A 23,861-nucleotide genomic window follows, 5' to 3' on the forward strand; every position below is an offset into this window, starting at 1 on the left:
ATGGATCTCGATCAATTGGTCGCGGACATGCGCGCCTGGAGACGCCACCTCCATGCCCACCCGGAATTTGGCTTCGAGGAAAAGCAGACCTCCGCCTTCGTCGCTGAAAAGCTCCGTGAATTCGGCCTCGATGATGTCGCGGAAGGCATCGGCGGCACGGGCGTCGTCGGCACACTGAAACGCGGCAACGGGAACCGCTCGATTGCACTGAGAGCCGATATGGACGCCCTGCGCATTCCGGAGCAGGCCGACCGGCCCTATGCCTCGCGCAACCCGGGCATCATGCACGCCTGCGGCCATGACGGCCACACCGCCATGCTGCTCGGTGCGGCCAGAATGCTCGCCAAAGACGGCGGTTTCGACGGCACTGTGCGCTTCATCTTTCAGCCCGCCGAGGAATGGGGCAAGGGCGCGCTGGCGATGATCGAGGACGGCATTTTCGAGCGCTTCCCCTTCGATGAGATCTACGGCATCCACAACCTGCCGGGCCTTCCCGTCGGTCATTTCCAGACGCGTCCCGGTGCCTTCATGTCGGCGGAGGATAATTTCGAGATCGTGCTCAAGGGCACCGGCGGCCATGCCGCCCGCCCGCATGCGACGAACGAGGTGCTGGTCGCCGCCTGCGCGCTGGTCGTGAACCTGCAGACCATCGTTTCCCGCCGCCTCGACCCAACCGATATCGGCGTCGTCTCCGTCACCGAACTCCTGACCGACGGCACCCGCAACGCCCTCCCTGGCATCGCCCGCATTCTCGGCGATGCCAGAAGTTTCCACTCGGACGTCAGCGCTGAAATAGAAAGGCAGATGCGCATCATCGCCGAAGGCACCGCACTGACCTACAATCTCTCGGCCGAAGTCACCTACACAAGGGAATTCATCCCCCTGTTGAACGACCCTGCCCTTACCGAAGAGGCCTTCGCGGCGGCCCGCGACATCTTCGAGCCCGGCAGCATCGAGCTCCGAAAGGAACCGATGACGGCATCGGAGGATTTCGCCCGTTTCCTCGATGTCGTTCCCGGCTGCTTCGTCTTCCTCGGCAATGGCGAGGCCTCCGCGCCGCTCCACAATCCGACCTTCGATTTCAACGATGACGGGCTCCTTTACGGCGCAAAATTCCACGCCGGCATCGTCCGCCGGCGCTTGCCGCAAAGCGGCGCCTGACCGGCGGCTCCAAGCCTTTCCGCCGTCGACGCCGCCGGCGCGGTTACCGATCGGGACGAATCCCGTTTCGCAAATCAACGTCATCAGCAGTCTTGCTCCTTGAGCCTCCTGCCCTAACTCCTTGGCTGATATAGGAGACGGCATGGACCAAGTTTTGAGCAAGAAGGCGGAGACCGGAATCGAAGGACTGGACGATGTATTATTCGGCGGGTTTACACGTCGTCATGTATTCCTGCTGGAAGGCTCGCCCGGCACCGGAAAAACAACCATCGCCTTGCAGTTTTTACTTGAAGGCGCTGATCTCGGTGAGAGCTGCCTTTACATAAGTCTTTCCGAAACCGAGGAAGAGTTGCGCGACAGCGCCGTCTCGCATGGAATGGAACTCGGCGACGGCATAAAAATCTTCGAACTCGTGCCGCCCGAAAGCCTGCTCGACGCCGATCAGCAGCAGAGCCTCCTCTATTCGTCGGACCTGGAGCTGGGCGAGACCACCAAGCTGATCTTCGAGGCCTTCGAGCGGATAAAGCCGCAGAGGGTCGTCATCGACAGCCTCTCGGAAATCAGGCTTCTCGCCCAAAGCTCGCTACGTTATCGCCGGCAGATCCTGGCGCTGAAGCATTTCTTTGCCCGGTCGGATGCCACAGTCCTGCTCCTCGACGACATGACGTCAGATAATCTCGACAAGACCGTTCACAGTGTCGTTCATGGCGTGATCCATCTCGAACAGCTTGCACCCGATTACGGCTCGGAGCGTCGGCGGCTGCGGGTCATCAAATATCGCGGCCAGTCCTTTCGCGGCGGATACCACGACTTCGTCATCAAGACCGGCGGTGTGGCGGTATTTCCAAGGCTGCGCGCAATCGAGCACAAGAAGGGCTTCGAGCGAACGACCCTCTCGAGCGGTATCAAGGAATTCGATGATCTCCTGGGCGGCGGGATCGAGCGCGGCTCCAGCACGCTGCTGATCGGCCCGGCAGGTACGGGCAAGAGCCTGTTTACCCTGCAGTTCGTCGATGCGGCGGTCAAGCGCGGCGAAAAGGCGGCTGTTTTTATCTTCGATGAAGAGCTTGGGCTGCTGTTTTCGCGCACGAGATCGATGGGTATCGATCTGGAGAAGATGCACGACGACAGACTGATCCATATCGAGCAACTGGATGCCGCCGAGCTGTCGCCCGGAGAGTTTGCGCAACGTGTCAGGGATCGGGTCGCCAGCTACGACGCCAAGACCGTCGTCATCGACAGTATCAACGGCTATCAAGCATCGATGCCGGAGGAAAACGCGCTCATCCTTCACATGCATGAGCTTCTCCAATATCTGAACCGCCAGGGCGCCAACACCTTCCTCACCGTTGCCCAGCACGGCCTCGTTGGCGACATGAAATCACCGGTCGATGTTACCTATCTCGCCGATAGCGTGGTCCTGCTGCGCTATTTCGAGGCGCTCGGTAAAGTGCGCCGCGCGGTTTCCGTCATCAAGAAACGCACCGGCAGCCACGAAGAGACTATCAGAGAATTCCACATCACCAATGAAGGGCTGACCCTCGGCGAGCCGCTCTCCGGTTTCCAGGGCGTGCTTCGCGGCGTTCCGACATTCATCGGAGAAAGACAGCCGCTTCTTGAAACCTCAGACGAGGACGGCCACCATTCCTAACAGCGATGCCATCGGCCTGATCCACGCTCCAATCGGGCGTGATGCGCAGATTGCAGCTTCGCTCCTGCAGGAAGCGGGCGTACAACCAAAAGCGACGACCGATCTATCCTCCTTGGTCGAAAGCCTTAATGACGACGTCGCCTTTGCTGTCGTCACTGAAGAGGCTTTGCGTTCCGCCGATCTGCGCGCCATCTCCGCCTGGATCGAGCAGCAGCCGAGCTGGTCCGATCTGCCCTTCATTATCCTGACAAACAGGGGCGGCGGTCCCGAGCGCAATCCCGCAGCCGCCAGGCTGTCAGAGGTCCTTGGCAATGTCAGCTTCGTCGAACGCCCGTTCCACGCAACCACCTTCATCAGCGTTGCGCGCTCTGCCATGCGCGGACGCCGGCGGCAGTACGATGCGCGTTTGCGCATGGAGGCCCTCGATGCAGGCGAGCGCCGGCTTCAGACGGCTCTGGAAGCCGGGCGGCTCGGCGCATGGGAACTCGACCTTGCGTCAGGCGTGCTGACGACCTCGTCGACCTGCAAGGCCATTTTCGGCCGCCGTCCCGAAGACCCGTTTACCTACAAGGATCTGCTAAGCTCCGTTCACCCCGAAGACCGGGAGCGCATGGAGGCGGCAGTAAGCAAGACTGTTGAAACCGGCGCGGATTATTCCATCGAATACCGGACCATCTGGAGCGATGGTTCCGTTCATTGGGCCGAAATCCGGGCGCAGCTCTATAAGGATCGCTCCGGCAAGGCGATCAAGATGGTGGGCGTCTCCGCCGACATCACGGCGCGGCTGAAGGCCGAGGAGCACCAGCGGCAGCTCAATGAAATACTGGAGGAAAAGGTCGCCGAGCGCACGCGCGAGTTGGAGCGGGCGCATGCCGCGGTGATGGCGGAAGTCAGCCAGCGCGAGCGCGCCGAAGAGCAGCTTCGCCAGGCCCAGAAGATGGAGGCGATCGGCCAGCTCACCGGCGGCGTGGCGCACGACTTCAACAATCTGCTGATGGCCGTCCTCGGCAACCTTGAACTGCTGCGTAAATATGTCGGAGACGACATCAGGGCCGCCCGCCTGATCGACGGCGCCCTGCAGGGGGCGAAACGCGGCGCCTCCCTCACCCAGAGACTGCTGGCCTTTGCGCGGCGACAGGACCTGCGCATTGACCCGGTCGACATGCGCGCCCTGGTGCTCGGCATGGCGGATCTCCTGAAGCGCTCCGTCGGTTCCACCGTCCTGATCGAAACCACGGTTCCCGAGAATCTTCCTCTCGTCTCGGCCGATACCAACCAGATCGAGCTGGCCCTGCTCAATCTCGCCGTCAACGCCCGCGACGCGATGCCAGACGGAGGCACGATCCGCATCGAGCTGAAGGAGGCGGAGCAGATTGCGCCGACCGATGAGCTTGCCGCCGGCAGCTACGTCGTCCTGACTGTCGCCGACCACGGCTATGGCATGGACAAGGAAACGCTGCAAAAGGCGATCGAGCCATTCTTTTCGACAAAGGAGCTCGGGAAGGGAACTGGCCTCGGGCTCTCCATGATCCATGGTCTGGCACTGCAGTTGAAGGGCGACCTGAAACTGGAAAGCATGCCCGGCAAAGGCACGACCGCCGAACTGTGGATCCCCGTCTCCACATCGGCCAGCGTCCATACCGAGCCTGATGACGCGATGCCGGCGGACCCAGACAAGGTCTCGGGCCCGAAGCGCATATTGCTCGTCGACGACGACATCCTGATCGCCATGAGCTCTGCCGATATGCTCACCGATCTCGGCCATGAAGTGGTCGAGGCCCATTCGGGGAAAGAAGCTCTCGAGTGCCTGGGCAGCGGCGCGGACTTCGATCTGATGATCACCGATTACTCCATGCCCGGCATGACGGGCGGAGACCTCGCCAAAGCCGTCCGCACCATAGCCCCCGGCTTGCCGATCCTCATTGCATCGGGATATGCCGAACTCCCGCCCGGGCTAGACCTTGACGTCGCCAAGCTCGGAAAGCCCTACACCCAGGATCAACTGGCCCAGGAGATCGGCAAGCTGATGGTCGCGCCCTGAGCAGGCCTGCAAACCGGTTGCCGACACGCAAATGCCTGCTGCGTCACCATGCCGGCCATTTTGCAGAAGACGGCTCATCGCTTTCGCGCTATGAAGATTATCGATAATCCTGCCCCATCCGACACGGAGATCCCTTATGGCTTTGAAGATCCTTTTCATTGGCGGCACCGGCCAGATTTCCTATCCCTGCGTCGAGCGCGCCGTGGCTCAAGGCCATGATGTCAGCGTGTTTAACCGCGGCCTGAGGGGCGATCCCCTGCCCGCTGGCGTCACCTCCATCGTGGGCGAGCTGGGATCGTCGGCCTATGTCGATCTCGCCAAGGCCAATTACGACGTCGTCGCCCAGTTCATCGCCTTCACGCCGGATCAGATCGCCCGCGATATCGAGATCTTCTCCGGCCATTGCGGCCAATACATCTTCATCTCTTCCGCCTCGGTCTATGAAAAGCCGGCCCGCCATTATGTGATCACAGAAGAGAAAACACCGGCGATCAACCCCTACTGGCCCTATAGCCAGGCCAAGATCGCCTGCGAGGAACTGCTGAAGAAGGCCGACAAGCTCGCCTGGACGATCGTGCGCCCCAGCCACACCGTTCGCACCGGCCTGCCCATCATGATGGGCGATAGCGACGTCATGGCACGGCGCATGCTGGACGGCGAGCCGACCATCGTTGCCGGCGACGGCCATACACCCTGGACGCTCACCCGCTCGGTCGATTTCGCCGTGCCCTTCGTCGGCCTGTTCGGCAAGCAGAAGGCGCTGCACGATATCTTCCACATCACCAACGACCACGCCCATATCTGGGATCACATCCAGAAGGCGATCGCCAGGTTGCTGGGCGTCGAGGCGAAGATCGTCCATGTGCCGACAGACACGCTCGTCAAGTATAATCCGGAATGGATCGGCCCGCTGACCGGCGACAAGGCCTGGACGGCGATTTTCGATAATTCCAAGGTCAAGAGTGTGGCCGGCGATTTCACCTGCGCCACAAGCCTGGACGAAATTCTGGAAGAGCCGATCATGCACCTGAAGCAGCGTTTCGCGAAGGGCCGCCCACCGAAGGGCGATTTCGATGCCCTGATCGATCGGATCTGCGCCGAGCAAAGCGCTCTCGGAGCTGCCGCATGACAGCTTAGTCAAAAGCCGTTACGCCTCGAATGCGCGAAGGCATTTCATCACCTCGCGCAGCCCCCGCGTCAGGTGTTTGTCGCGCCGGATGACCATGCCGAGCTGGCGCACGAGCGGCGGCTGAACGGGTGATGTCACGAACCGGCCCCGGTCACGCTTCAGGGCAAGCCCCGGAAGTATCGACCATCCGAGTCCCGCGGCGATCAGTTCCTTGATCGCCTCGACGCTGCCGAACTCCATGGTGGGCTGGCTCCTGATGCCCGCAGCCTCAAACCATTCGTCGGTGGCCCGGCGCGTATTGCCGCCCTCATAGAGCATCATAATCTTGTCCGTGAAGAAATCAGCCGTCGGGCCGCCCTCCGGCATCGTGCTTCCCTTGGGTGCCACGGCGATAAGCTCGTCCTCATAAAAGGGCTCGACCTCTATGGAGCGGCCGGACGCCGGCAGCGTCACGACGGCGATATCGAGCGCGTTGGTTTCGAGATCGCGGACCATCTCGTCGGTGTTGCCGACACGAACCACAATTTCCAGACCGGGCATGCGTTTCTTGACGGCGGCGATCGCGCGGGGAAGCAGGTGGATCGAGGCGGTGCCGCCGCTGCCGATCCGCACGCGCCCCACCGCACCTTGCCTGTAAGGCGCCATCGCCTCCTCGGCCGCCGCGCATTCGCCGAGGATCCGGCGCGCATGGGCCAGCAGTTCGACACCCGCCGCAGATGGCTGCGCCCGGCGGCCAACCCGCTCGATCAGCCGAACACCCATCCTCTGTTCCAGAAGCTTCACCTGCAGGCTGACGGCCGGCTGCGTCAGCCCCGCTCTTTCGGCAGCAGCCGTAAAGCTGCCGAGATCGATGACGCTGACGAAGGCGGAAAGCTGGTCGAGATTCAGCATCAGAAGAATTCCTTATGGATTGCATAAGAACCATAAGCTTCCTTGCGGGCATGTGCCAGTCCATTTTGAGGCGTCCAAGACGAGTGCTGGAGATGCCTGATGACGACTAACGTGGAAATATCGAGAACTCTAGATCGCGCCCCAACCGGTGGCGTCGTACGCCGCTGCCTGATGGGCATCCGCCTTTACCTGAACAAGCGCCGCGAAAGGCTGACGCTCTCCTGCCTGTCCGACGACGCGCTCCGCGATATCGGCCTCACCCCATCAGAGGCGAGGACGGAGGTCAACAAATCATGGTTCTGGGGATAGCAGCCGCAATTTTTTAAAATGGCGCGCTTGGACTGGAGAAAACCGCTTTGTCCCTTATGTCACTGCCATCAGGGGAAAACACCAAAGGACCGCGCGATGCACAAGAACACGATCTGTGTCTGGTATGACAAGCACGCCGAAGAGGCCGCCCGCTTTTACGCCGGGATATTTCCGGACAGCAAAGTCGGCGCCATTCATCGCGCCCCCGGCGACTATCCGGCCGGCCAGCAAGGAGAGGTGCTGGTCGTGGAATTCACGGTCGCCGGCATTCCCTGCATCGGCCTGAATGGCGGCCCCTCGATCAAGCATAGCGAGGCCTTTTCCTTTCAGATCTCGACGGAAAATCAGGAAGAGACCGACCGCTACTGGAACGCAATCGTCAACAATGGCGGCCAGGAAAGCGAATGCGGCTGGTGCAAGGATAAATGGGGCGTCTCGTGGCAGATAACCCCGCGCGCCCTGATGGAAGCGATACAGGCAGGCGGGGCGGAGGCAAAGCGCGCTTTCGACGCGATGATGACCATGCGCAAGATCGACGTCGCGGCAATAGAGGCAGCTCGCCGCGGCTGAGACAACAGGCCCTGCAACCGTAAGATCACGACGCCAGGGCGGCCGACTGCTCTGATCCCTCGAACAACAGCCGGGCCTGTTCCACAGGCATCGGCTTTCCGAGCAGAAATCGCTTCGAGCATGGCCTCCTATTGGCGTGTTCGGCTTGATCTCTCGCTTATGGCCCTTCCGGAAAGGTGCCGCCGCTGATGGCACTGCCGTCATTTCAAGGTGAGCGAATTCAGCTCAGTGCCCCGGCATATCCCCATAAAACTCCGAAACCTTCCCCAAACTTCGCAAAACAGGAGTCTCCCGATGGCCAATGCCCAATGCAGCTGCGGCGCGCTCAGACTGGCGCTGCCGGAGAAACCAAATGCGGTGATCGCCTGTCACTGCATCGAATGCCAGAGACGAACAGGCGCCCCCTTCGGCGCCGGCGCCTTCTATCCGGCCGAAGCCGTCACCGTGTCTGGCTTCGGCAAGCAATATACCCGCGATGCGGCAAGCGGCGGAAAGGTGCATACCTACTTCTGCCCGAACTGCGGCTCATCGGTCTACTGGAAGGCCGAAAACCTGCCCTCAATGATCGGCGTCGCTCTTGGAGCGCTGACCGACGGGAGCCAATTCCTCGCCCCTGCCAAATCGATCTTCGAGCAGTCGAAACACCATTGGGTGCAGATCGACGCTGCCGACGAGCACTTCCAGCAAGGCAGCGTTGCGCGGCGGTCAAGTTGATACTTCGCCCTGTGATCTCAAAGATTTCCAAAATTTCTAATTGAGATTGCAGCCGGAAGATGATTCCATGCAGCCCACGTCGCCAGATACGCCGCCCTCCTGATGTTGCACCCGAGAGGCTCAAGTCGATTATGTCGATTTCAGATGCGATCTACCGTCCCTTCGAAACGCTGATCCGGCCGCTCGATATCCCCTACCGTCCGCTGCCGTCGAAGGGGCCGGTGACGGTGCTGCTGCACTTCATCTCGATGTTTCGTGGCATCCTGATCACGCTCGCACTTTGCACCATGGCGATCGAGGCCATGAATCTGACGATCGTCTGGGGCCTGTCGGTCATCGTCGATGGCGTCACGCAGCAGGGTGCCTCCGCTTTCCTGCACAATGACCAGCCGCTGCTGATCTTGCTCGGCCTGATGCTCTTCCCCGGCATCCCTATTGGCTCCTTCCTCGTCAATACGCTGAATTCGCATACGCTCGGCATCGGCATGCCGGCAGCCATTCAGTGGCAGGGCCACAGAGCGGTGGAGCGGCAGGATCTCGCCTTCTTCCACGATCTCTATGCCGGCCAGGTCGCCTCGCGCCTGCAGCAGGTGGCGTCCGCCGTCCAGCAGCAGGTTATGTCCGCCTTCCAGTCCATCCCGCGCTTCATCATGCAGATGGTCGGCTCCGTCATCCTTCTGAGCGCACTCTCCTGGCAGCTTGCGCTGCCGACCATCGTATGGATCACGCTCAACGTGCTGCTCGCGGTCAGGCTGGCACCTGTCTTCACCGAACGAGCACGCCGCTCCGCCAAGCGCCGCAGCCTGATTTCCGGCGCCGTTACCGATCTCTACGCCAATATGCAGATGGTGAAACAATTCGCCGCCGAAGACAGCGAGGCGGGCGCTATCCGAGGTATCATCGGCAAGGCGATCAAGGCCCAACAAAGCGAACAGCGCATCTATCGGACCGCAGAGGTCATCGTCGTCGTCCTCAACGTGATGCACTGGCTGGCCATCCTGTCGATCGGCTTTACCGGGCTCGTTGATGGCTTCGTCACGATCGGCGAATTCACTGCCGCCGTTTATGTTCTCAACCGGCTATCCGGTCACACGTTTACGTTCCTGCAAATGGGCCAGCAGATTTTCCAGGCGATCGGTACGATCAAGGACGCCATGCCGGTCATGACGACACCGCCCACCATCACCGACCGGCCGGATGCGCAGGACCTTGTCGTCCCGAACGGTGAAATCCGCTTCGACGACGTTCGTTTCGCCTACAAATCCGGCAAGCCCGTCATCGACAACCTGTCATTGACCGTCCGTCCCGGCGAAAAAGTCGGCCTCGTCGGCCTCTCTGGCGCGGGTAAGACGACGCTCGCCAATCTGCTCCTGCGCTTCTATGACATCAAGGACGGCGCGATCCTCATCGACGGCCAGGATATCCGCTCAGTCACCCAGTCGAGCCTTCGCCGCGCCATCGGCGTCATCGCCCAGGATGTTGCGCTGCTGCACCGCTCGGTCGGCGACAACATCCGCTACGGCCGGCCTGAGGCGACGCAGAAGGAGATCGAAGGCGTCGCGAAGATGGCGAGCGCCGACATCTTCATCGCCGATCTCGCCGATAGCGAGGGCCGCAAGGGCTACGAGGCCTATGTCGGCGACCGCGGCATCAAGCTCTCGGGCGGTCAGCGCCAGCGCGTGGCGATCGCCCGCGTACTTTTGAAGAACGCACCAATTCTGGTGCTCGACGAGGCAACCTCGGCCCTCGACAGCGAATCCGAAGCCGCCATCCAGGAGCGTCTGAACCTGGTGATGGAAGGCAAAACCGTCATCGCCATCGCCCACCGCCTCTCCACCATATCGAGCATGGACCGCATCGTCGTGCTCGACCATGGCCGCGTCATCGAGGAAGGCCGGCCGGAAGAATTGATCGAAGGCGACGGGCTGTTTGCGCGTCTGTGGAGACGACAGACGGGTGGTTTTATTCCGGAGGAGATCGAGGAGGTGGCGTCGGACTAGTCGGTGGAAGCAGAAGGTTGGCTTTGGGCACCGGCGCCCTCCTCCTCTCTTCCCTCATCAAGCCAGTTTGCAACTGGCTTGATGAGGGAAGTTGGGGGCCGCGTGGCCTTCCCAAAGGCGGCGCCTGCGCCACGACGACTACGACACTTCCACCACGTCCTCCCGCTCCAGCAGCCACTTCCCAAATTCCTGCATCACCTTCACCACAGGAACGAGCCGCTTGCCATCCTCGGTCAGCCGATACTCCACCGTGACCGGCACCGTCGGAAACACCGTACGCTTGATCAGCCCCGCCTCTTCCAGCGCCCGCAGGTCCAGCGTCAGCATGCGCTGCGATATACCCGGCACACAGCGACGCAGTTCGTTGAAGCGCCGGGGACCATCAAGCAGGAAATAGACGATCAGAAGCCGCCACCGGCCGCCCAAGAGCCGCATTGCCTCCTCGACGGTGCAGTTGGTGACGCTTTCCTTCATGCGGAATTTCCTCTGGTATAAAATATGTACCTACACCACAATATAGTGCCTTCTTCAAAAAATATCCTACCCTTCTAGATTGGCCGCGAACCAGAATCCTGGTGGACATCGAAAAGGGAAAACCATGAAATTATACTATCTTCCGGCCGCCTGCTCGCTCTCGCCGCACATCGTCCTCAACGAGCTCGGCATCGATGTCGAGCTCGTGCCTGTCGATAACAGAAAGCACACGTTTGGCGCGGGTGAAGACTTCGAAGAAATCAATCCGCTCGGCTACGTTCCCGCCCTCGAACTCGATGACGGCGCCATCCTCACCGAAGGTCCGGCGATCGTCCAGTACCTCGCCGACCTGAAACCGGAGCTCGGCCTGGCGCCGGCCAATGGCACGATGGAGCGCTACAGGCTGCAGCAATGGCTGAATTTCCTGTCCTCGGAAATCCACAAGGGCTTCATTCCCCTGCTCTACGCGCGGCTTGCCGGCCCCTATGTCGAGACGGCCAAACCGAAGCTCGAAAAGCGCTATGTCCATATCGACGCCGAACTTGCCACCCGCCCCTATATTGCCGGCCGGGCCTTCACCGTTGCCGATGCCTATCTCTTCGCCCTCACAGGCTGGGGACAAGCGCCATGGCTCGCCTCCTACTACAGGGCGGATATCCACTTCGACGCCCTGTCGAACCTGCAAGCCTGGTACGAGCGGGTGCAATCCCGCCCCTCCGTTCAAAAGGCGCTTCAGGCCGAAGGTCTGGTGAAGGCTTAAACGACCGGCTTCGTCGCGCAGATCGCGAAGCGGTCCTGCACCATGCGCTCCAGCCCGCGCAGGAAGGGCATCTTGCGCGCCTGCGCCCAGTGGATATCGGAGAGCTTGCGGTCGACGACGATATTGTCGAAGCCCGCCTGGCGCAGCAGCTCGACGATCGCTTCGGCCGGCATCTGTTTGGAGAAATAGACGCGCGAGCGGATGGCCTGGTGGCGGGCCATCATCTCGGGCTTCATGTGGCTCGCCGGCGCCTTGCCGGTCAGCTTTGTCCAGACTTTCTGCAGGCCCTTGACCCAGGTCTCCTTGCCCATGTTGCCGTCGACGATCAGGACCTTGCCGCCGGGCTTCAGCACGGAGAACCACTCGCGGAAGGCCGAGGGTGGATCGACCAGCGTCCAGACGAGATGGCGGTTGGTGATCACGTCGTAGCTTTCCTTGGCCTCCATGGTGTTTTCCGCATCGCCCGAGACGAAGCGAATATCGGTGCCGCGCTTCTTCGCCTTGGCGCGCGCCTGCGCCAGCATGGCATCCGACCAGTCGAGCCCCGTCACCTTGAAGCCCGCCCCATGCATGAGATGAGAAATGACCGCCGTGCCGCAAGCAAGGTCGAGCGCCGCACGCCCTTGCCCTTCACCGAGATGCTTGCGGATCAGCCGCTGCCAGCCCCTGCGCTCAGCTTCGGAAAAGATTTCGTGGCCGACGCTCTCGTCGAACGTGGCCGCCCTTTCCGACCAGAAGTCCCGGATTTCATCGCGAATAGAGTAATTTGTGTTCATCGTGTTCATCATCTTCACCCCGGCACTGCACTACTTTGGAAAAGCTCTAAAACATAAAACTTGATTCCAAAAGTCAATTTTTCTATGCCTCGGGACATTACCAAGGACGGGGAGAGTTTCCAGATGAAATTTATGAAATTGCTTGCGGTATCCGCAGTTGCAGGCCTGCTGCCACTTTCGGCTTTTGCCGATCCCTTCACCATCAAGGATGTGGCTGGCCGCGAGGTCACCTTCGACAAGCCGGTCGAGCGCGTGATCCTTGGCGAAGGCCGCATGCTCTATGCCGTCGCCCCGATCGAGAAGGACGATCCTTTCGCCAAGATCGTCGGCTGGCGCAATGATCTCTGGACGACCGACAAGGATGGCTTCAACGCCTATGTCGAGAAATTCCCTAGGGGTAAGGACCTGCCCTTCCTCGGCAACCTGACGGATGGCACGCTGCAGACCGAGACGGTTGTGGCGCTTCACCCCGATGTCATGCTGCTGCCGATCGGCAACAAGAAGGCCGCCGACGAGGTAAAGCTCGAGGACACGCTGAACAAGATCGGCGTGAAGATCGTCTACATCGATTTCCGCGAGCACATCCTCGCCAATACCGAGCCGAGCCTGGAGATCCTCGGCAAGCTTTTCGGCCATGAAGACCGCGCCCAGGCCGTCGCCGCCTACTGGAAGCAGCAGATGGCACGCGTCACCGACAAGCTGAAAGAAGCCAACCCCAAGAAGCCCAATGTCTTCATGTATCGCGCCGCCGGCCTCGTCGAGTGCTGCGGCACCTTCGGCCCCGACAATTTCGGCCTGATGGTGGATTGGGCCGGCGGCCACAATCTCGGCTCCGATTTCCTGCCGGGCTACACCGGCTCGATCAATGCCGAACAGGTCGTCGCTTCCAATCCTGACGTCGTCGTCGTCACCGGCTCGAACTGGAGCCAGACCAAGGATGCCAAGGATTTCGTCAATGTCGGTCCGGCCGCTGCCGCCACCATCGACGATAGCCGCAAGGCGCTGGATGCCCTCGTGCAGAACCCGGCCTTCACCGGCTCCAAGGCGGTTGCCGATAGCAATGTGCATGCGATCTGGCACCAGTTCTACACGAGCCCCTACCAGTTCGTCGCCGTGCAGCAGATGGCCAAGTGGTTCCACCCGGACCTCTTTGCCGATCTCGACCCGGATGCGACCTTCAAGGAATTCCACGAGAAGTTCCTGCCGGTCGCCTATCAGCCGGGTTACTGGGTCGACGCCAAGGCCGGAAAGTAAGGCGAGATGGCAGAGATCGCCGTCGCCCCGATCGAGGTCGAAGCAGGCAGGGCGCGTTACCGCGCCCTCGCCCGCCGCAAGCTTGTGATCCTGTTTGCCATGACGGCCGCGCTCTGCCTGTCCTTTGCCGTCGATCTCGCCTGGGGGCCGGCTCGTTACGGCCTCGGTGAGGTCGTCACCGCCCTCCTCTATCCCGACTCCGTCTCGGCGCAGGTCCGCGCCGTCGTCTGGGATATCCGCATGCCGGTCGCCGTCATGGCGATCGTCGTCGGCGCATCGCTCTCGGTTGCCGGGGCGCAGATGCAGACGATCCTCGCCAATCCGCTGGCAAGCCCCTTCACGTTAGGCATTTCCGCCGCCGCAAGCTTCGGTGCGGCCCTTGCCATCGTCACCAGCGTGCCAATCCTGCCGGTCGCGGCAGGCCTGCTGGTGCCGGTCAATGCCTTCATCATGGCGCTCGTCGCCACGCTCTTCATCCATTTCATCTCGCAGGCACGCGGCGTTTCGGTGCAAACAGTCGTGCTGCTCGGCATCGCCCTCGTCTTCACCTTCAATGCGGCTCTCGCCTTCCTGCAATATCTCGCCTCAGAACAGGCGCTCTCGGCCGTCGTCTTCTGGACCATGGGCAGCCTCACCAAGGCCACCTGGCCGAAGATCTGGATCACGCTTGCCGTGCTGCTTTTCGCCCTGCCGCTCTTTGCCCGCCATGCCTGGGCGCTGACGGCGATCCGCCTCGGCGAGGACAAGGCGGCGAGCTTCGGCGTCAATGTGCGCCGCATCCGGCTTGAGACGATGCTCATCGTCTCGCTGCTGGCGGCCGTTCCCGTCAGCTTCGTCGGTACGATCGGCTTCGTCGGCCTCGTCGGCCCGCATATCGCCCGCATGATCCTCGGCGAAGACCAGCGCTTCTTCCTGCCAGGTTCGATCCTTTCAGGCGCCCTGCTGCTCTCGCTGACCTCTGTCGTCTCGAAGTCGATCATTCCGGGCGTCGTCTTCCCGATCGGCATCATCACGGCGCTGGTCGGCGTGCCCTTCTTCTTCTCGCTCATCCTCTCGAACAGGAGCCGCTCATGGTAGCGCTTCAGCTGCAGTCGGTCGGCGCCTACCACGGCCGCAAGCTCTTCGTCGAAAACGTAACGACGCCCAAAATGACGGCCGGCGAGCTCGTCGCTGTGATCGGCCCGAATGCCGCCGGCAAGTCCACCCTCTTCAAGCGCATCACCGGCCTCTTGAAAGGGCCGGGAAACGTGCTGGTCGAGGGCGCAAAGACAAAGAACGCCATCAGCTACATGCCGCAGGATACCTCGGCCAATGCGGTGCTGACGGTCTATGAATCGATCTTGCTTGCCCGCAAGCAGGGCCAGTCCTGGGGCGTCAGCGATCAGGATCTCAGGCTCATCGACGACGTCATGAAGGCGCTGAACATCGAGGCGATCGCCTTCCGCGATCTCGGCGCCTTGTCAGGCGGCCAGCGCCAGCTTGTCTCCATCGCCCAGGCGCTGGTGCGCGAGCCGGAGATCATGCTGATGGACGAGCCGACCAGTGCGCTCGATCTTCATCGCCAGGTGGAAGTGCTCGATTTCATGCAGCGCCAAGCCCGCAAGCGCGGCATGATCGTACTGATCGCCATCCACGACCTGAACCAGGCGCTGCGCTTCGCAGATAAGGTACTGATCATCCAGAACGGCCGCATGCGCGCCTGCGGCAAGCCGCGCGAGGTCGTCACCGTCGACATGCTGCGCGAGGTCTACAAGATCCACGCCCGCATCGAGAAATGCTCCAGGGATCATGATCACGTCATCGTCGACGGCACCGCGCATTAAAGCATGTCGCGCAAAAGCGGGAAGCGGCCTTCGGATAATCCGATGCTTGAACAAAAACCTTAAAGCGGCAGAGATGATTCCGTTTTCCTTCCGCCGCTCTAAGGGGGCGCCGGAAATCCGGCGCGCCCATGTTTCAGACCATTATCGACCGCGCGGCAGCGTCTGCTCCTGCCGCATGCCGTCCACGTCCTGAGCCTGGCGAAGCTCGCGCTCTGCGCGCTCCGTGGATTCCTCCACCGTGCGGTGATGTCCGGTCGGCATGATGTCGTCACGCAGCTCCTGATCGAGCGGTGCCTCGTCATTGAGATCATAGGCACGAACGCGCGGGGAATTCGGATCGAGCCGGCGGGTATGACGTCCCATCGGCGTGGCCGGGCCGGCCATACCGGCCGCACCGGCTGCAAAGACGTCATCCTGCACAGCACTTGCCTGCCGGGCACGCTCGGCATCATCAGCTTCACGAGCCTGGCTTGCATCATATTTCGAGGCTGCAAAAGCCTCGTTCGACCTGCTGATATTCCAGCCCTCTGCGCGCCAGAGGTCCGCACGTTCGTCCATGTCGATGGAGCCTTCGTCATCGAGAATGTCGTATGCGATACCGTAGGTGGCATCATCGACCTCGACGGAGATCAGAAAGCCGCCCCGGCGCAGGCCTTCGGCATAGACCGACCGGTCTTCATCCGGAAACAGCCAGTCCTCCAGCTTCGACCAGAAACCGCTGCGGTCGTCGCCGGCAACGCCTGCCTTGTCGCCATCCGCTTCATATCCCCGCATCATTCTGACACCGGTGATACCCAGGTTCTTCAGCCGGTCGATCGCCCTGTCAGCGTCATCGCGGCTGTCGAAGAAAGCGGTCAGCGTACTGCGGCCCCCGCCGCCTGAGAATTCGGGGGCGCTGTCATTATGGAGATTACTCATTGGGATTCCTCCTCCAGGTCTTTCCTCTTCGCAAACGGTCGAAAAAGCTCGATGTTCCCAAGCGCTCGCGGAAATGCGATCTGCCTATGAGCGCAATGTCCTGAATGCGGCTCGGACCTCCTGGGCGAAGAGTTCCGGCTGCTCCCAAGCTGCGAAATGCCCGCCTTTTGCAGCCACATTGTAATAGATCAACTGCGGATAGGCTCTGCCGAGCCAGTGCCGCGGCGGCCGGTAAACCTCGCCGGGAAAGACCGTGACCGCGACCGGAACCTTGACCGGCTCCAGCTTTGCGCCGGCCGCGACATTCTCCCAATAGATGCGCCCGCTCGAAGGCCCGGTATTGGTGAGCCAGTAGAGCGTGATATTGTCGAGAATGGCCTGGCTGCCGAGCGCCTGTTCAGGATCTCCGCGGGTAAACACCCAGTCGGCGATCTTGTCATAGAGCCAGGCCGCAAGCCCCACGGGAGAATCCGCAAGCCCGTAGCCGATCGTTTCCGGCCGGGTTCCCATGATCGCAGCGTAGCCGAAGCCATTGGCGAGGAAATCCCGGGCTTCCATGAAGATCAGCTTCTCCTCTAGTGACAAGCTGTCGGGTGCGGCCGCCCCGCTCATCAGCGCCTGCGCCGCATCCGGCGGAAAGGTGGTCGCGCGCTCGACCCTGTTGACGTGGATGCCAAGCAGCCCCTCCGGCGCCTGTCGCCCCAGCGCATCGCTGATGATCGCGCCCCAGTCGCCGCCCTGCGAAACATAGCTGGTATGACCGAGCCGTTTCATCAGCGTATCCCAGGCGGCCGCGATGCGTTGCGGGTTCCAGCCCGTTTCCGTGGGCTTGCCGGAAAAGCCGAAGCCGGGGATCGAGGGGATCACCAGATGGAAGGCATCGTCAGCCGTGCCGCCATGCGCGGTCGGGTCAGTCAGCGGGCCGATCACGTTTAGCAGTTCGAAGACCGATCCCGGCCAGCCATGCGTCATGATCAGCGGCAGGGCATTCTCGTAGCGGGAGCGGACATGGATGAAATGGATATCGATGCCATCGATCTCGGTCACGAATTGCGGAAAACCGTTCAGCCGCGCCTCGGCTTTGCGCCAGTCGTAGGAAGACTGCCACTCATCCACCAGCGCCCTCAGCCTCTCCGGCTGCACGCCCTGCGAACGGTCGCGCACGGTCTCGCCGTCTGGCCAGCGGGTGGCGGCAAGCCGACGCTGGAGATCGGCAAGCGCGGCCTCGGGAATATCGGCCCGGAACGGCCGGATTCCGCCGGCGAGCGCCTCTGCATCGACGGGATCGGCCGCGCCCGCAGGCGACGACAGCACCACCGTCAACCCGGCCGCCGCGCCCGCAAACAACAGCGAACGCCGTGACACCCTTAGTCTTGCGATTGATTGCCCTGATTTCATGACTTGCCTCCATTCCATCGGAAGGTTCGCAGCCGCATTTCGGACGCCTGGCATCATGCGCCTGAAATACGCCGGAAGCGATCTCAGGCTTCGTCCGGCCCGGCGCAATAGACCAGGAACTTGTTGTCTTCTGGGTCACGGAAATAGGCGCAGTAAGGCCCCTCGCCATTCTCCCCGCGTGGCCCCGGAGCGCCCTCATCCGTTCCGCCGGCCTGTAGTGCCGTTGCATGAGCCTCGCGCACCTTTGCGCGGGAACGCGCCTCGAAGGCCACCATGCTGCCATTGCCGGCACGTGCCGGCCTGCCGTCGAAAGGCTTCACGACGCCGAATTCCAGCGTGCGCTCGCCGTAATAGACGGCCCGGCCCGGCTGGACCAGAAAACGGCCGATGCCGAAGACGGCCATGAGCTTGTCGTAAAATTCCCCCGCAGCCTCGAGATTGTCGGTACCAACGGTCGAGTGACCCGGCAGACCGCGCACCCTTTCGGGCTGAGCGATTGTCAGATTTACGGTCATATCATTCATGTCTCATCATCCTTTCTTGGGGACGCGGGGCCATCCCCCGGCGTCGCTGATGGCGATGATGTACGGCGCGGGCCGATCGCCCGGTACCGGGGGAAAATGAGAGGCAGACTCTCATGGCCGCGGTCTACCGACGGCAGGCGCGATGCACGATCCTTATCATCGAGAATTCACCCCGATTGCGGCCATGAGGCTTCTGAGCGAGTATGGCCGCCGGAGAGGAAGGACAACGGATATGCTGACATCATCACTTGGACCATTGCTCGTAGCCGCTGCAATCACAGGCGCCACACTCACCCCCGTAAGTGCCGGCACGACCGAAGCCGCAAACCCCGAAATCGGCACCATTGCCATCGGCGGGGATATCACCCTGCGGCGGCTCGTCGTGCACAATCCGGCGCCGAAAGGCACCGTACTTTTCCTGCACGGCTTTCCCGAAACCTCGCTCGTCTGGCGCGACATTGCAGCCGCGCTTGGCGACGAATTCGAGGTGCATGCCTTCGACTGGCCGGGATACGGCCTGTCATCTCGGCCAGCAGCCGAAAACTTCTCCTATTCACCGCGTGATTATGCCGGCGTGCTGAAGGCCTATATCGACAAAGCTGGCATCGACCGATCCACACTGACGATCTACGCCGCCGATATCGGCGCCCTGCCTGCCCTGCTCCTGGCCCTCGACGAGCCCGACATCGCAAGGCGCATCATCGTCGGCGACTTCGCCCCCTTCAATCGGCCGGCCTATATGCATGAGCGCCTGCAGAACCTGAAGGCCGAGCCGGCGGCTTCCAAGACCCGCGCCGCCATGAACCAGACGAGCGACGAAATCCTCGAGAACGCTTACCGGCGTGGCCTGCCTGACGACAGGCAGTTCGATCTCGCCGCCGGCGTCAAGGAAGACATGGTCCAATGCTGGAGCCATGGCGCCCTCACCTCCGCCGATGCCTTCTACCATTATTATGCGGCCTTCACCCGCGATCAGGATCTGCTTGAAGCATACCTCGGAAAGCTCAAGACGCCGGTAAAGGTGATATGGGGCGAAAAGGACATCTATATCGACAGCCGGATGGGCGCGGAATTCGCCGAGAGGACCGGCGCGACACTCGATATCCTGCCCGGCATCGGCCACTATCCGCACCTGCAGGCGCCGGAACGGGTTGTCGCCGAAATCCGCGCCCTACTGGATTGAGCCATAGGTCCGACAGGCCTCCCGCAGCCGCGGCAGCGTCCAGTCGATGAAGGAGCGCACCTTGAGCGCCAGAAAGCCCTGGCGCGAATAGACGATGTGGATCGGCTGCGGCGCCCCGGCATAATCATCAAGGATCGGCACCAGAGCCCCGGAGGCAAGTTCGCCGGGGACCTGGTAGTCGAAAAGCCTGGCAATACCGGCTCCGCCCACGGCGGCGGCAACGCAGTTCGCCGCCGTATTGACCTCGATGCGATGGCGCGGCACCACCTCCACCGGCCGGCCATCGATATCGAAGGTCCAGAAGAAGGTCCTGTTATTGAAGATAATACCGTCATGATCGGGCAGTTCGCCCGGATGCTGCGGACATCCGCAACGCCCGAGATAATCGGGGCTCGCGCAAGTCAGCAGCCGAAATTCGGCAACCTTGGCGGCATAGAGCGAACTGTCTGCCAGCGCTCCCAGCCGGATGGCGATATCCACCTGCTCGCTGACGAGATGAACGGTGCGATCGAGCGACAGAAGGTTGAGAGACACTTCCGGATGCTCAGCCAGAAAACCGAGCGCGATCGGCAGCACATAACGGTTGCCGAATTCCACCGGCATGGTGATCGTCAGCGTTCCCCGCGGCCGCTGATACTCACCGGAAGCCCGGCGCTCTGCCTCCTCCAGTTCTGCAATGATCTTGCGCGCCGCATCCACATAGTCGCGCCCGGCATCGGTGAGTTGCAGGTTCCGGCTTGTGCGGATGATGAGATTGGCGCCGAGCAACCGCTCCAGCTCGGCCACCTTGCGGCTGACGCTCGGCAGCGGCGCATTCAGCCGCTTGCTGCCCGCCGACAAACTGCCGGCATCGACAACGGCAAGCAACACGCGCATGGCATCCAGCCGATCCATCCCTGCCCATCCTGTCACAGGGAGAGGCAGCCGATCACCGGCATCCACGGGCCGCGCGATACGCCGCCCTCATCCCGAAGCCTTCCCCCGGCAAAATCCTAAACCTTCGGAACCCCAGCCGATAGTATCGATCGATATCCAGCAACGGTCAGACGAGAAGATCCACCCGGTCCCCGGAAAGCGGGTGAGGAGGAACTGGAACGTCTCCCCTCGGTTTTCCTATCCTCTCTTCTGCATCAGCACCGTGTTGGCGCGAGAAAAGTGAGGTGTTTCCGTGGGATACCCTCTCTGCCGCCGGGCATCTCCCCACAGGTGGGGAGATTGGCAAGTGGGTCGACCTTCGCACGTCATTGACGTTGCGCAGTTTGCAACGTTTGTTGTTTGGGGAAACCGGCGCGCCCAGCCAATCTCCCCACCTGTGGGGAGATGTCCGGCAGGACAGAGGGGGGTGTTCCACGGCACATCGCCGAATATTATATTCCCTCGCCGATAGAAACAGCCGGCCCGCACATCCCCCGAATCCCATCACGCGTTCGTTACCACCCCGCCTGTAACAACCCGCCCTCTCGTTGCGAATACCCCGACGTGCCCCGCTGAAACAGGGGCGTTTCAAGCAACGGAGACTACCAATGTTGAAGACTTCCATCAGCACCGCCCTTCTTGCCGGCGCGATCACCTCCGCTCTTGCCACGATGGCCAGTGCCGCCCCGCTGACCAAGGCTGAGGCCGCTGCTGCAACCGCAGCTCACAAGGAGAAGTGCTACGGCGTTGCGCTGAAGGGCCAGAACGATTGCGCTGCCGGTCCAGGCACCACATGCCAGGGCACCTCGGTCAAGGATTTCCAGGGCAATTCGTGGAAATTCGTCCAGGGCGGTACCTGCGCCTCGCTCGATATTCCCGGCGGCCGTCATGGCTCGCTGAAGCCGCTGACGCGCGACATCTAAGCCGTCGGAAGCAGACGAAGATCAAGGAAAGCGGAGGCGTACATGGCAAACGTCAGCATGACGAACAACCTTCCCATGGAGACGGAAAGCACCCTCCGCTTTCCGACACTTTCACTCGCCGGCCAGGCCGGTACCAGCTTCAAGCCGGAGCATCTTGCAGCAATCTCAGCCGTATCAGGCCCGCAGGGCTTCTTCGAAGTCCATGCCGAGAATTATATGGGCGCCGGCGGCCCGCCGCATCGCGCACTCGAAAGGGTGCGCCGCGACCACCCGATTTCACTGCATGGCGTCTGCATGTCGCTCGGCGGCCCGCAGCCGCTCGACAAGGATCATCTCAAGCGTTTCAGGACCCTCGTCGATCGCTACGAGCCGGCGCTGATTTCAGAGCATCTCGCCTGGTCGACGCATGTCGATACCTATCTGAACGACCTGCTGCCGCTGCCCTATACGGCCACAACGCTTGCCCATGTCTGCGATCACGTCGATCAGATGCAGAACGCCATCGGCCGGCCGATCCTGCTCGAAAACCCGTCCACCTACGTACTCTTTGCGGAATCCTCCATGACCGAGACGGATTTCATCCGCGATATCGCCCGGCGCACCGGCTGCGGCCTGCTGCTCGACATCAACAATGTCTTCGTTTCCGCCACCAATCACGGTTTTTCAGCACTGCAATATCTGCGCGATTTTCCGCTGTCCTGTGTCGGCGAGATCCACCTCGCCGGCCATGCCGAACAGGAGGATGACGAAGGCGAGTTGCTCCTGATCGACAGCCACGACGGGCCGGTCGCCGGGGCCGTCTGGCAGCTCTATGAAATCGTCATAAACAGCTGCGGACCGATCCCGACCCTGATCGAATGGGACAGCAAGATCCCCGACTGGCCGGTGCTGCGCGCCGAGGCGCTGGCCGCACAGGCGATCCTTGATCGGCACGCCAGAGACCGGGAGACCTACCATGCCCTCGGCTGATATCCTGCCCATGCGCCGATCCGCGCCTGACTTCGCGGGACAGTTTTCCGCAGCCCTGCTTGCCCCCGATGCGCCGGCCCCTGACCTGGTGACAGGTCCGCGCGGCAAGCGGGCGGAGAAGCGCTACAATGTCTACCGCAACAACGTGACCGTCGGCCTGATTGCCGCATTGTCGTCGATCTTCCCGGCAGTCGAACGCATCACCGGGGCGGATTTCTTCCGCGCAATGGCCCGCTTTCACGTGCGCGCAACACCGCCCAGCTCGCCGCTGCTCTTCGAATACGGCAGGGATTTCCCCGATTTCATCGACCGCTACGAATACGCGCAGGACATGCCCTGGCTGTCGGATGTGGCACGTATCGAGCGCGCCTGGCTGGATGCCTATCACGCCGCCGATGCGCCAGCACTCAAGCCGGAAACCCTTGCGGCCGTACCACCGGAAGACCTGGGTGCCGTAACCTTCCAGCCGCATCCGTCGACGCGGCTGATCGCATCGGCCTATCCCGCCGTGACCATCTTCGCCATGAACCGCGGCGACGGGCCGGTCGGCCGTGTCGAGAACGGGCCCGAGGAAGGTTTGATCACGCGCATCGACGATGAGGTCACGGTTCGCCACCTGCCGCCGGGCGGAGCCGCCTTCCTCGGCGCGCTGCTCTCAGGCGAATGCCTTGCGGCAGCCGTCGCGGCGGGGCTCGAGGCGGAGCCTGCCTTCGATCTCTCCGGCATGATTGGCGAGATGATCGCAGCCCATGCCTTTTCCACTATCAGCGCCTTCTCCCATGTCGAAATGGTGATTTTCAATGTCTGATATGCTTGATTCCATGCCTCACAATGGGCCTCGCCACGGCGCGCGCTCCCCGCTGGCAAGGTTGGTAGCGACGGCTGACGGACTTGTCCGCGCCGTCGCCCAGCCCGATATCGTCCAGGCTGTCCTCCGCGTGGCGCTCGCCGTTCCCTTCTGGCGCTCCGGCATCCTGAAATGGGATGGCTTCCTGCAGCTGAACGATACGGCAATCGACCTCTTCACCCAGGAATTCATGCTGCATCTGCCGGGCGGGCCTTACCCCTTCCCCATGCCATCAGTCATGGCCTTCCTGTCCGGCTGCGGCGAGATCATCTTCCCGACGCTTCTCGTCTTCGGCCTTGCCACCCGCTTTGCCGGCCTCGGCCTGCTCTTCATGACCCTGATCGTGGAGCTGACCGTGCCCGATGGCTGGCCCATCCACATCACCTGGGCGGCGATGGCGCTTGCCATCATGCGCTACGGGCCGGGCCGCCTGTCACTCGACCATCTGATCGCGCGGATGTCTGGCGCTGCCAACAGCTAGAATTCACCGCAGCAGCGATCCACATAGACACCCGCCCAGCTCCTCATCGCGCCGGGCGGCTTTTGCGCTTTGTTGCCGCACTACTCTTGCCGTTTGCCCGCCGATGCGCTCAATAGGCGCCGACGCCGGCTCTGCCTCACGTGCCGCGTC

At 61.9% G+C, this 23,861-nt stretch carries 24 protein-coding genes; 17 read left to right on the top strand and 7 right to left on the bottom strand.

Going from position 1 to position 23,861, the window contains the following annotated elements; all coding sequences use genetic code 11:
- The 4 genes from J2X71_RS27855 to J2X71_RS27870 all read left to right on the top strand — a co-directional run bounded on the left by J2X71_RS27855 (position 1) and on the right by J2X71_RS27870 (position 5,982).
- On the top strand, positions 1 to 1,161 hold the full coding sequence (locus J2X71_RS27855; RefSeq protein WP_405049764.1) for a M20 aminoacylase family protein: 1,161 nt from the start codon (positions 1 to 3) through the stop codon (positions 1,159 to 1,161).
- Positions 1,162 to 1,303: 142 nt separating this feature from the next.
- Positions 1,304 to 2,812 carry an ATPase domain-containing protein gene (locus J2X71_RS27860; RefSeq protein ID WP_310387271.1) on the top strand — a complete coding sequence of 503 codons (1,509 nt, stop codon included), beginning with the start codon at positions 1,304 to 1,306 and terminating at the stop codon, positions 2,810 to 2,812.
- Complete coding sequence (locus tag J2X71_RS27865) at positions 2,778 to 4,853, top strand: PAS domain-containing protein (protein WP_310387274.1); 2,076 nt, start codon at positions 2,778 to 2,780, stop codon at positions 4,851 to 4,853. The genes J2X71_RS27860 and J2X71_RS27865 overlap by 35 nt, the downstream gene beginning before the upstream one ends.
- Positions 4,854 to 4,989: 136 nt before the next feature.
- The gene (locus J2X71_RS27870) at positions 4,990 to 5,982 is read left to right on the top strand and encodes an SDR family oxidoreductase (RefSeq protein WP_310387277.1); all 993 of its coding nucleotides are present in this window, start codon (positions 4,990 to 4,992) and stop codon (positions 5,980 to 5,982) included.
- A gap of 18 nt (positions 5,983 to 6,000) precedes the next feature.
- Here J2X71_RS27870 and J2X71_RS27875 read toward each other — a convergent pair whose 3' ends face one another.
- Positions 6,001 to 6,873 carry a LysR family transcriptional regulator gene (locus J2X71_RS27875; protein ID WP_310387279.1) on the bottom strand — a complete coding sequence of 291 codons (873 nt, stop codon included), beginning with the start codon at positions 6,871 to 6,873 and terminating at the stop codon, positions 6,001 to 6,003.
- Positions 6,874 to 6,972: 99 nt separating this feature from the next.
- Here J2X71_RS27875 and J2X71_RS27880 point away from each other — a divergent pair, with 99 nt between their 5' ends.
- From J2X71_RS27880 to J2X71_RS27895, 4 genes are all read left to right on the top strand, one after another.
- A complete protein-coding gene (locus J2X71_RS27880) occupies positions 6,973 to 7,182 on the top strand; it encodes a DUF1127 domain-containing protein (RefSeq protein ID WP_113321312.1) in 210 nt (69 codons plus the stop codon).
- A gap of 96 nt (positions 7,183 to 7,278) precedes the next feature.
- Positions 7,279 to 7,752, top strand: coding sequence for a VOC family protein (locus J2X71_RS27885; protein WP_113321311.1), 474 nt, complete (start codon positions 7,279 to 7,281; stop codon positions 7,750 to 7,752).
- 294 nt (positions 7,753 to 8,046) lie between these two features.
- Complete coding sequence (locus tag J2X71_RS27890) at positions 8,047 to 8,466, top strand: GFA family protein (protein ID WP_113321310.1); 420 nt, start codon at positions 8,047 to 8,049, stop codon at positions 8,464 to 8,466.
- Positions 8,467 to 8,597: 131 nt separating this feature from the next.
- Positions 8,598 to 10,466, top strand: a complete 1,869-nt coding sequence (locus tag J2X71_RS27895) for an ABC transporter ATP-binding protein (protein WP_310387283.1) — start codon at positions 8,598 to 8,600, stop codon at positions 10,464 to 10,466.
- Positions 10,467 to 10,604: 138 nt separating this feature from the next.
- On the opposite strand, the gene J2X71_RS27900 is transcribed toward J2X71_RS27895, so the two are convergent.
- Positions 10,605 to 10,940: a helix-turn-helix domain-containing protein gene (locus J2X71_RS27900; RefSeq protein ID WP_113321308.1), complete on the bottom strand. Its 336-nt coding sequence runs from the start codon at positions 10,938 to 10,940 to the stop codon at positions 10,605 to 10,607.
- 124 nt (positions 10,941 to 11,064) lie between these two features.
- Between J2X71_RS27900 and gstA the strand changes: the two genes are divergently transcribed.
- The gene (gene gstA, locus J2X71_RS27905) at positions 11,065 to 11,700 is read left to right on the top strand and encodes a glutathione transferase GstA (RefSeq protein ID WP_310387286.1); all 636 of its coding nucleotides are present in this window, start codon (positions 11,065 to 11,067) and stop codon (positions 11,698 to 11,700) included.
- On the opposite strand, the gene J2X71_RS27910 is transcribed toward gstA, so the two are convergent.
- Complete coding sequence (locus tag J2X71_RS27910) at positions 11,697 to 12,485, bottom strand: methyltransferase domain-containing protein (RefSeq protein WP_310387581.1); 789 nt, start codon at positions 12,483 to 12,485, stop codon at positions 11,697 to 11,699. The genes gstA and J2X71_RS27910 overlap by 4 nt on opposite strands.
- Positions 12,486 to 12,599: 114 nt before the next feature.
- Here J2X71_RS27910 and J2X71_RS27915 point away from each other — a divergent pair, with 114 nt between their 5' ends.
- From J2X71_RS27915 to J2X71_RS27925, 3 genes are read left to right on the top strand one after another with little or no spacing between them, the layout of a single operon-like run.
- Positions 12,600 to 13,730, top strand: a complete 1,131-nt coding sequence (locus tag J2X71_RS27915; RefSeq protein WP_310387288.1) for an ABC transporter substrate-binding protein — start codon at positions 12,600 to 12,602, stop codon at positions 13,728 to 13,730.
- 6 nt (positions 13,731 to 13,736) lie between these two features.
- The gene (locus J2X71_RS27920) at positions 13,737 to 14,807 is read left to right on the top strand and encodes an iron ABC transporter permease (RefSeq protein WP_310387290.1); all 1,071 of its coding nucleotides are present in this window, start codon (positions 13,737 to 13,739) and stop codon (positions 14,805 to 14,807) included.
- Positions 14,801 to 15,553, top strand: coding sequence for an ABC transporter ATP-binding protein (locus J2X71_RS27925; protein ID WP_310387292.1), 753 nt, complete (start codon positions 14,801 to 14,803; stop codon positions 15,551 to 15,553). Before J2X71_RS27920 ends, J2X71_RS27925 begins: the two co-directional genes overlap by 7 nt.
- A 141-nt stretch (positions 15,554 to 15,694) precedes the next feature.
- Here J2X71_RS27925 and J2X71_RS27930 read toward each other — a convergent pair whose 3' ends face one another.
- The 3 genes from J2X71_RS27930 to J2X71_RS27940 all read right to left on the bottom strand — a co-directional run bounded on the left by J2X71_RS27930 (position 15,695) and on the right by J2X71_RS27940 (position 18,393).
- Positions 15,695 to 16,471 carry a hypothetical protein gene (locus J2X71_RS27930; RefSeq protein WP_310387294.1) on the bottom strand — a complete coding sequence of 259 codons (777 nt, stop codon included), beginning with the start codon at positions 16,469 to 16,471 and terminating at the stop codon, positions 15,695 to 15,697.
- Positions 16,472 to 16,555: 84 nt separating this feature from the next.
- Entirely contained in the window at positions 16,556 to 17,869 is a 1,314-nt protein-coding gene (locus tag J2X71_RS27935) for an epoxide hydrolase (RefSeq protein WP_310387296.1), read from the bottom strand.
- A gap of 83 nt (positions 17,870 to 17,952) precedes the next feature.
- Complete coding sequence (locus J2X71_RS27940) at positions 17,953 to 18,393, bottom strand: VOC family protein (RefSeq protein ID WP_310387299.1); 441 nt, start codon at positions 18,391 to 18,393, stop codon at positions 17,953 to 17,955.
- A gap of 232 nt (positions 18,394 to 18,625) precedes the next feature.
- Between J2X71_RS27940 and J2X71_RS27945 the strand changes: the two genes are divergently transcribed.
- Positions 18,626 to 19,576 carry an alpha/beta hydrolase gene (locus J2X71_RS27945; protein WP_310387301.1) on the top strand — a complete coding sequence of 317 codons (951 nt, stop codon included), beginning with the start codon at positions 18,626 to 18,628 and terminating at the stop codon, positions 19,574 to 19,576.
- On the opposite strand, the gene J2X71_RS27950 is transcribed toward J2X71_RS27945, so the two are convergent.
- On the bottom strand, positions 19,565 to 20,470 hold the full coding sequence (locus J2X71_RS27950) for a LysR family transcriptional regulator (RefSeq protein WP_310387302.1): 906 nt from the start codon (positions 20,468 to 20,470) through the stop codon (positions 19,565 to 19,567). The genes J2X71_RS27945 and J2X71_RS27950 overlap by 12 nt on opposite strands.
- Positions 20,471 to 21,099: 629 nt before the next feature.
- Here J2X71_RS27950 and J2X71_RS27955 point away from each other — a divergent pair.
- Genes J2X71_RS27955 through J2X71_RS27970 form a run of 4 tightly spaced genes read left to right on the top strand, consistent with a single transcriptional unit; the run spans position 21,100 to position 23,711 of the window.
- Positions 21,100 to 21,414, top strand: a complete 315-nt coding sequence (locus J2X71_RS27955; RefSeq protein ID WP_018115181.1) for a DUF2282 domain-containing protein — start codon at positions 21,100 to 21,102, stop codon at positions 21,412 to 21,414.
- Positions 21,415 to 21,456: 42 nt separating this feature from the next.
- A complete protein-coding gene (locus J2X71_RS27960; protein WP_310387307.1) occupies positions 21,457 to 22,383 on the top strand; it encodes a DUF692 domain-containing protein in 927 nt (308 codons plus the stop codon).
- Positions 22,370 to 23,191, top strand: coding sequence for a DNA-binding domain-containing protein (locus J2X71_RS27965; protein ID WP_310387309.1), 822 nt, complete (start codon positions 22,370 to 22,372; stop codon positions 23,189 to 23,191). The genes J2X71_RS27960 and J2X71_RS27965 overlap by 14 nt, the downstream gene beginning before the upstream one ends.
- Complete coding sequence (locus J2X71_RS27970) at positions 23,184 to 23,711, top strand: DoxX family protein (RefSeq protein WP_310387311.1); 528 nt, start codon at positions 23,184 to 23,186, stop codon at positions 23,709 to 23,711. Before J2X71_RS27965 ends, J2X71_RS27970 begins: the two co-directional genes overlap by 8 nt.
- Positions 23,712 to 23,861: the final 150 nt, after the last annotated feature.

Source organism: Rhizobium sp. 1399, from assembly GCF_031455475.1.
Classification (GTDB): Bacteria; Pseudomonadota; Alphaproteobacteria; order Rhizobiales; family Rhizobiaceae; genus Rhizobium.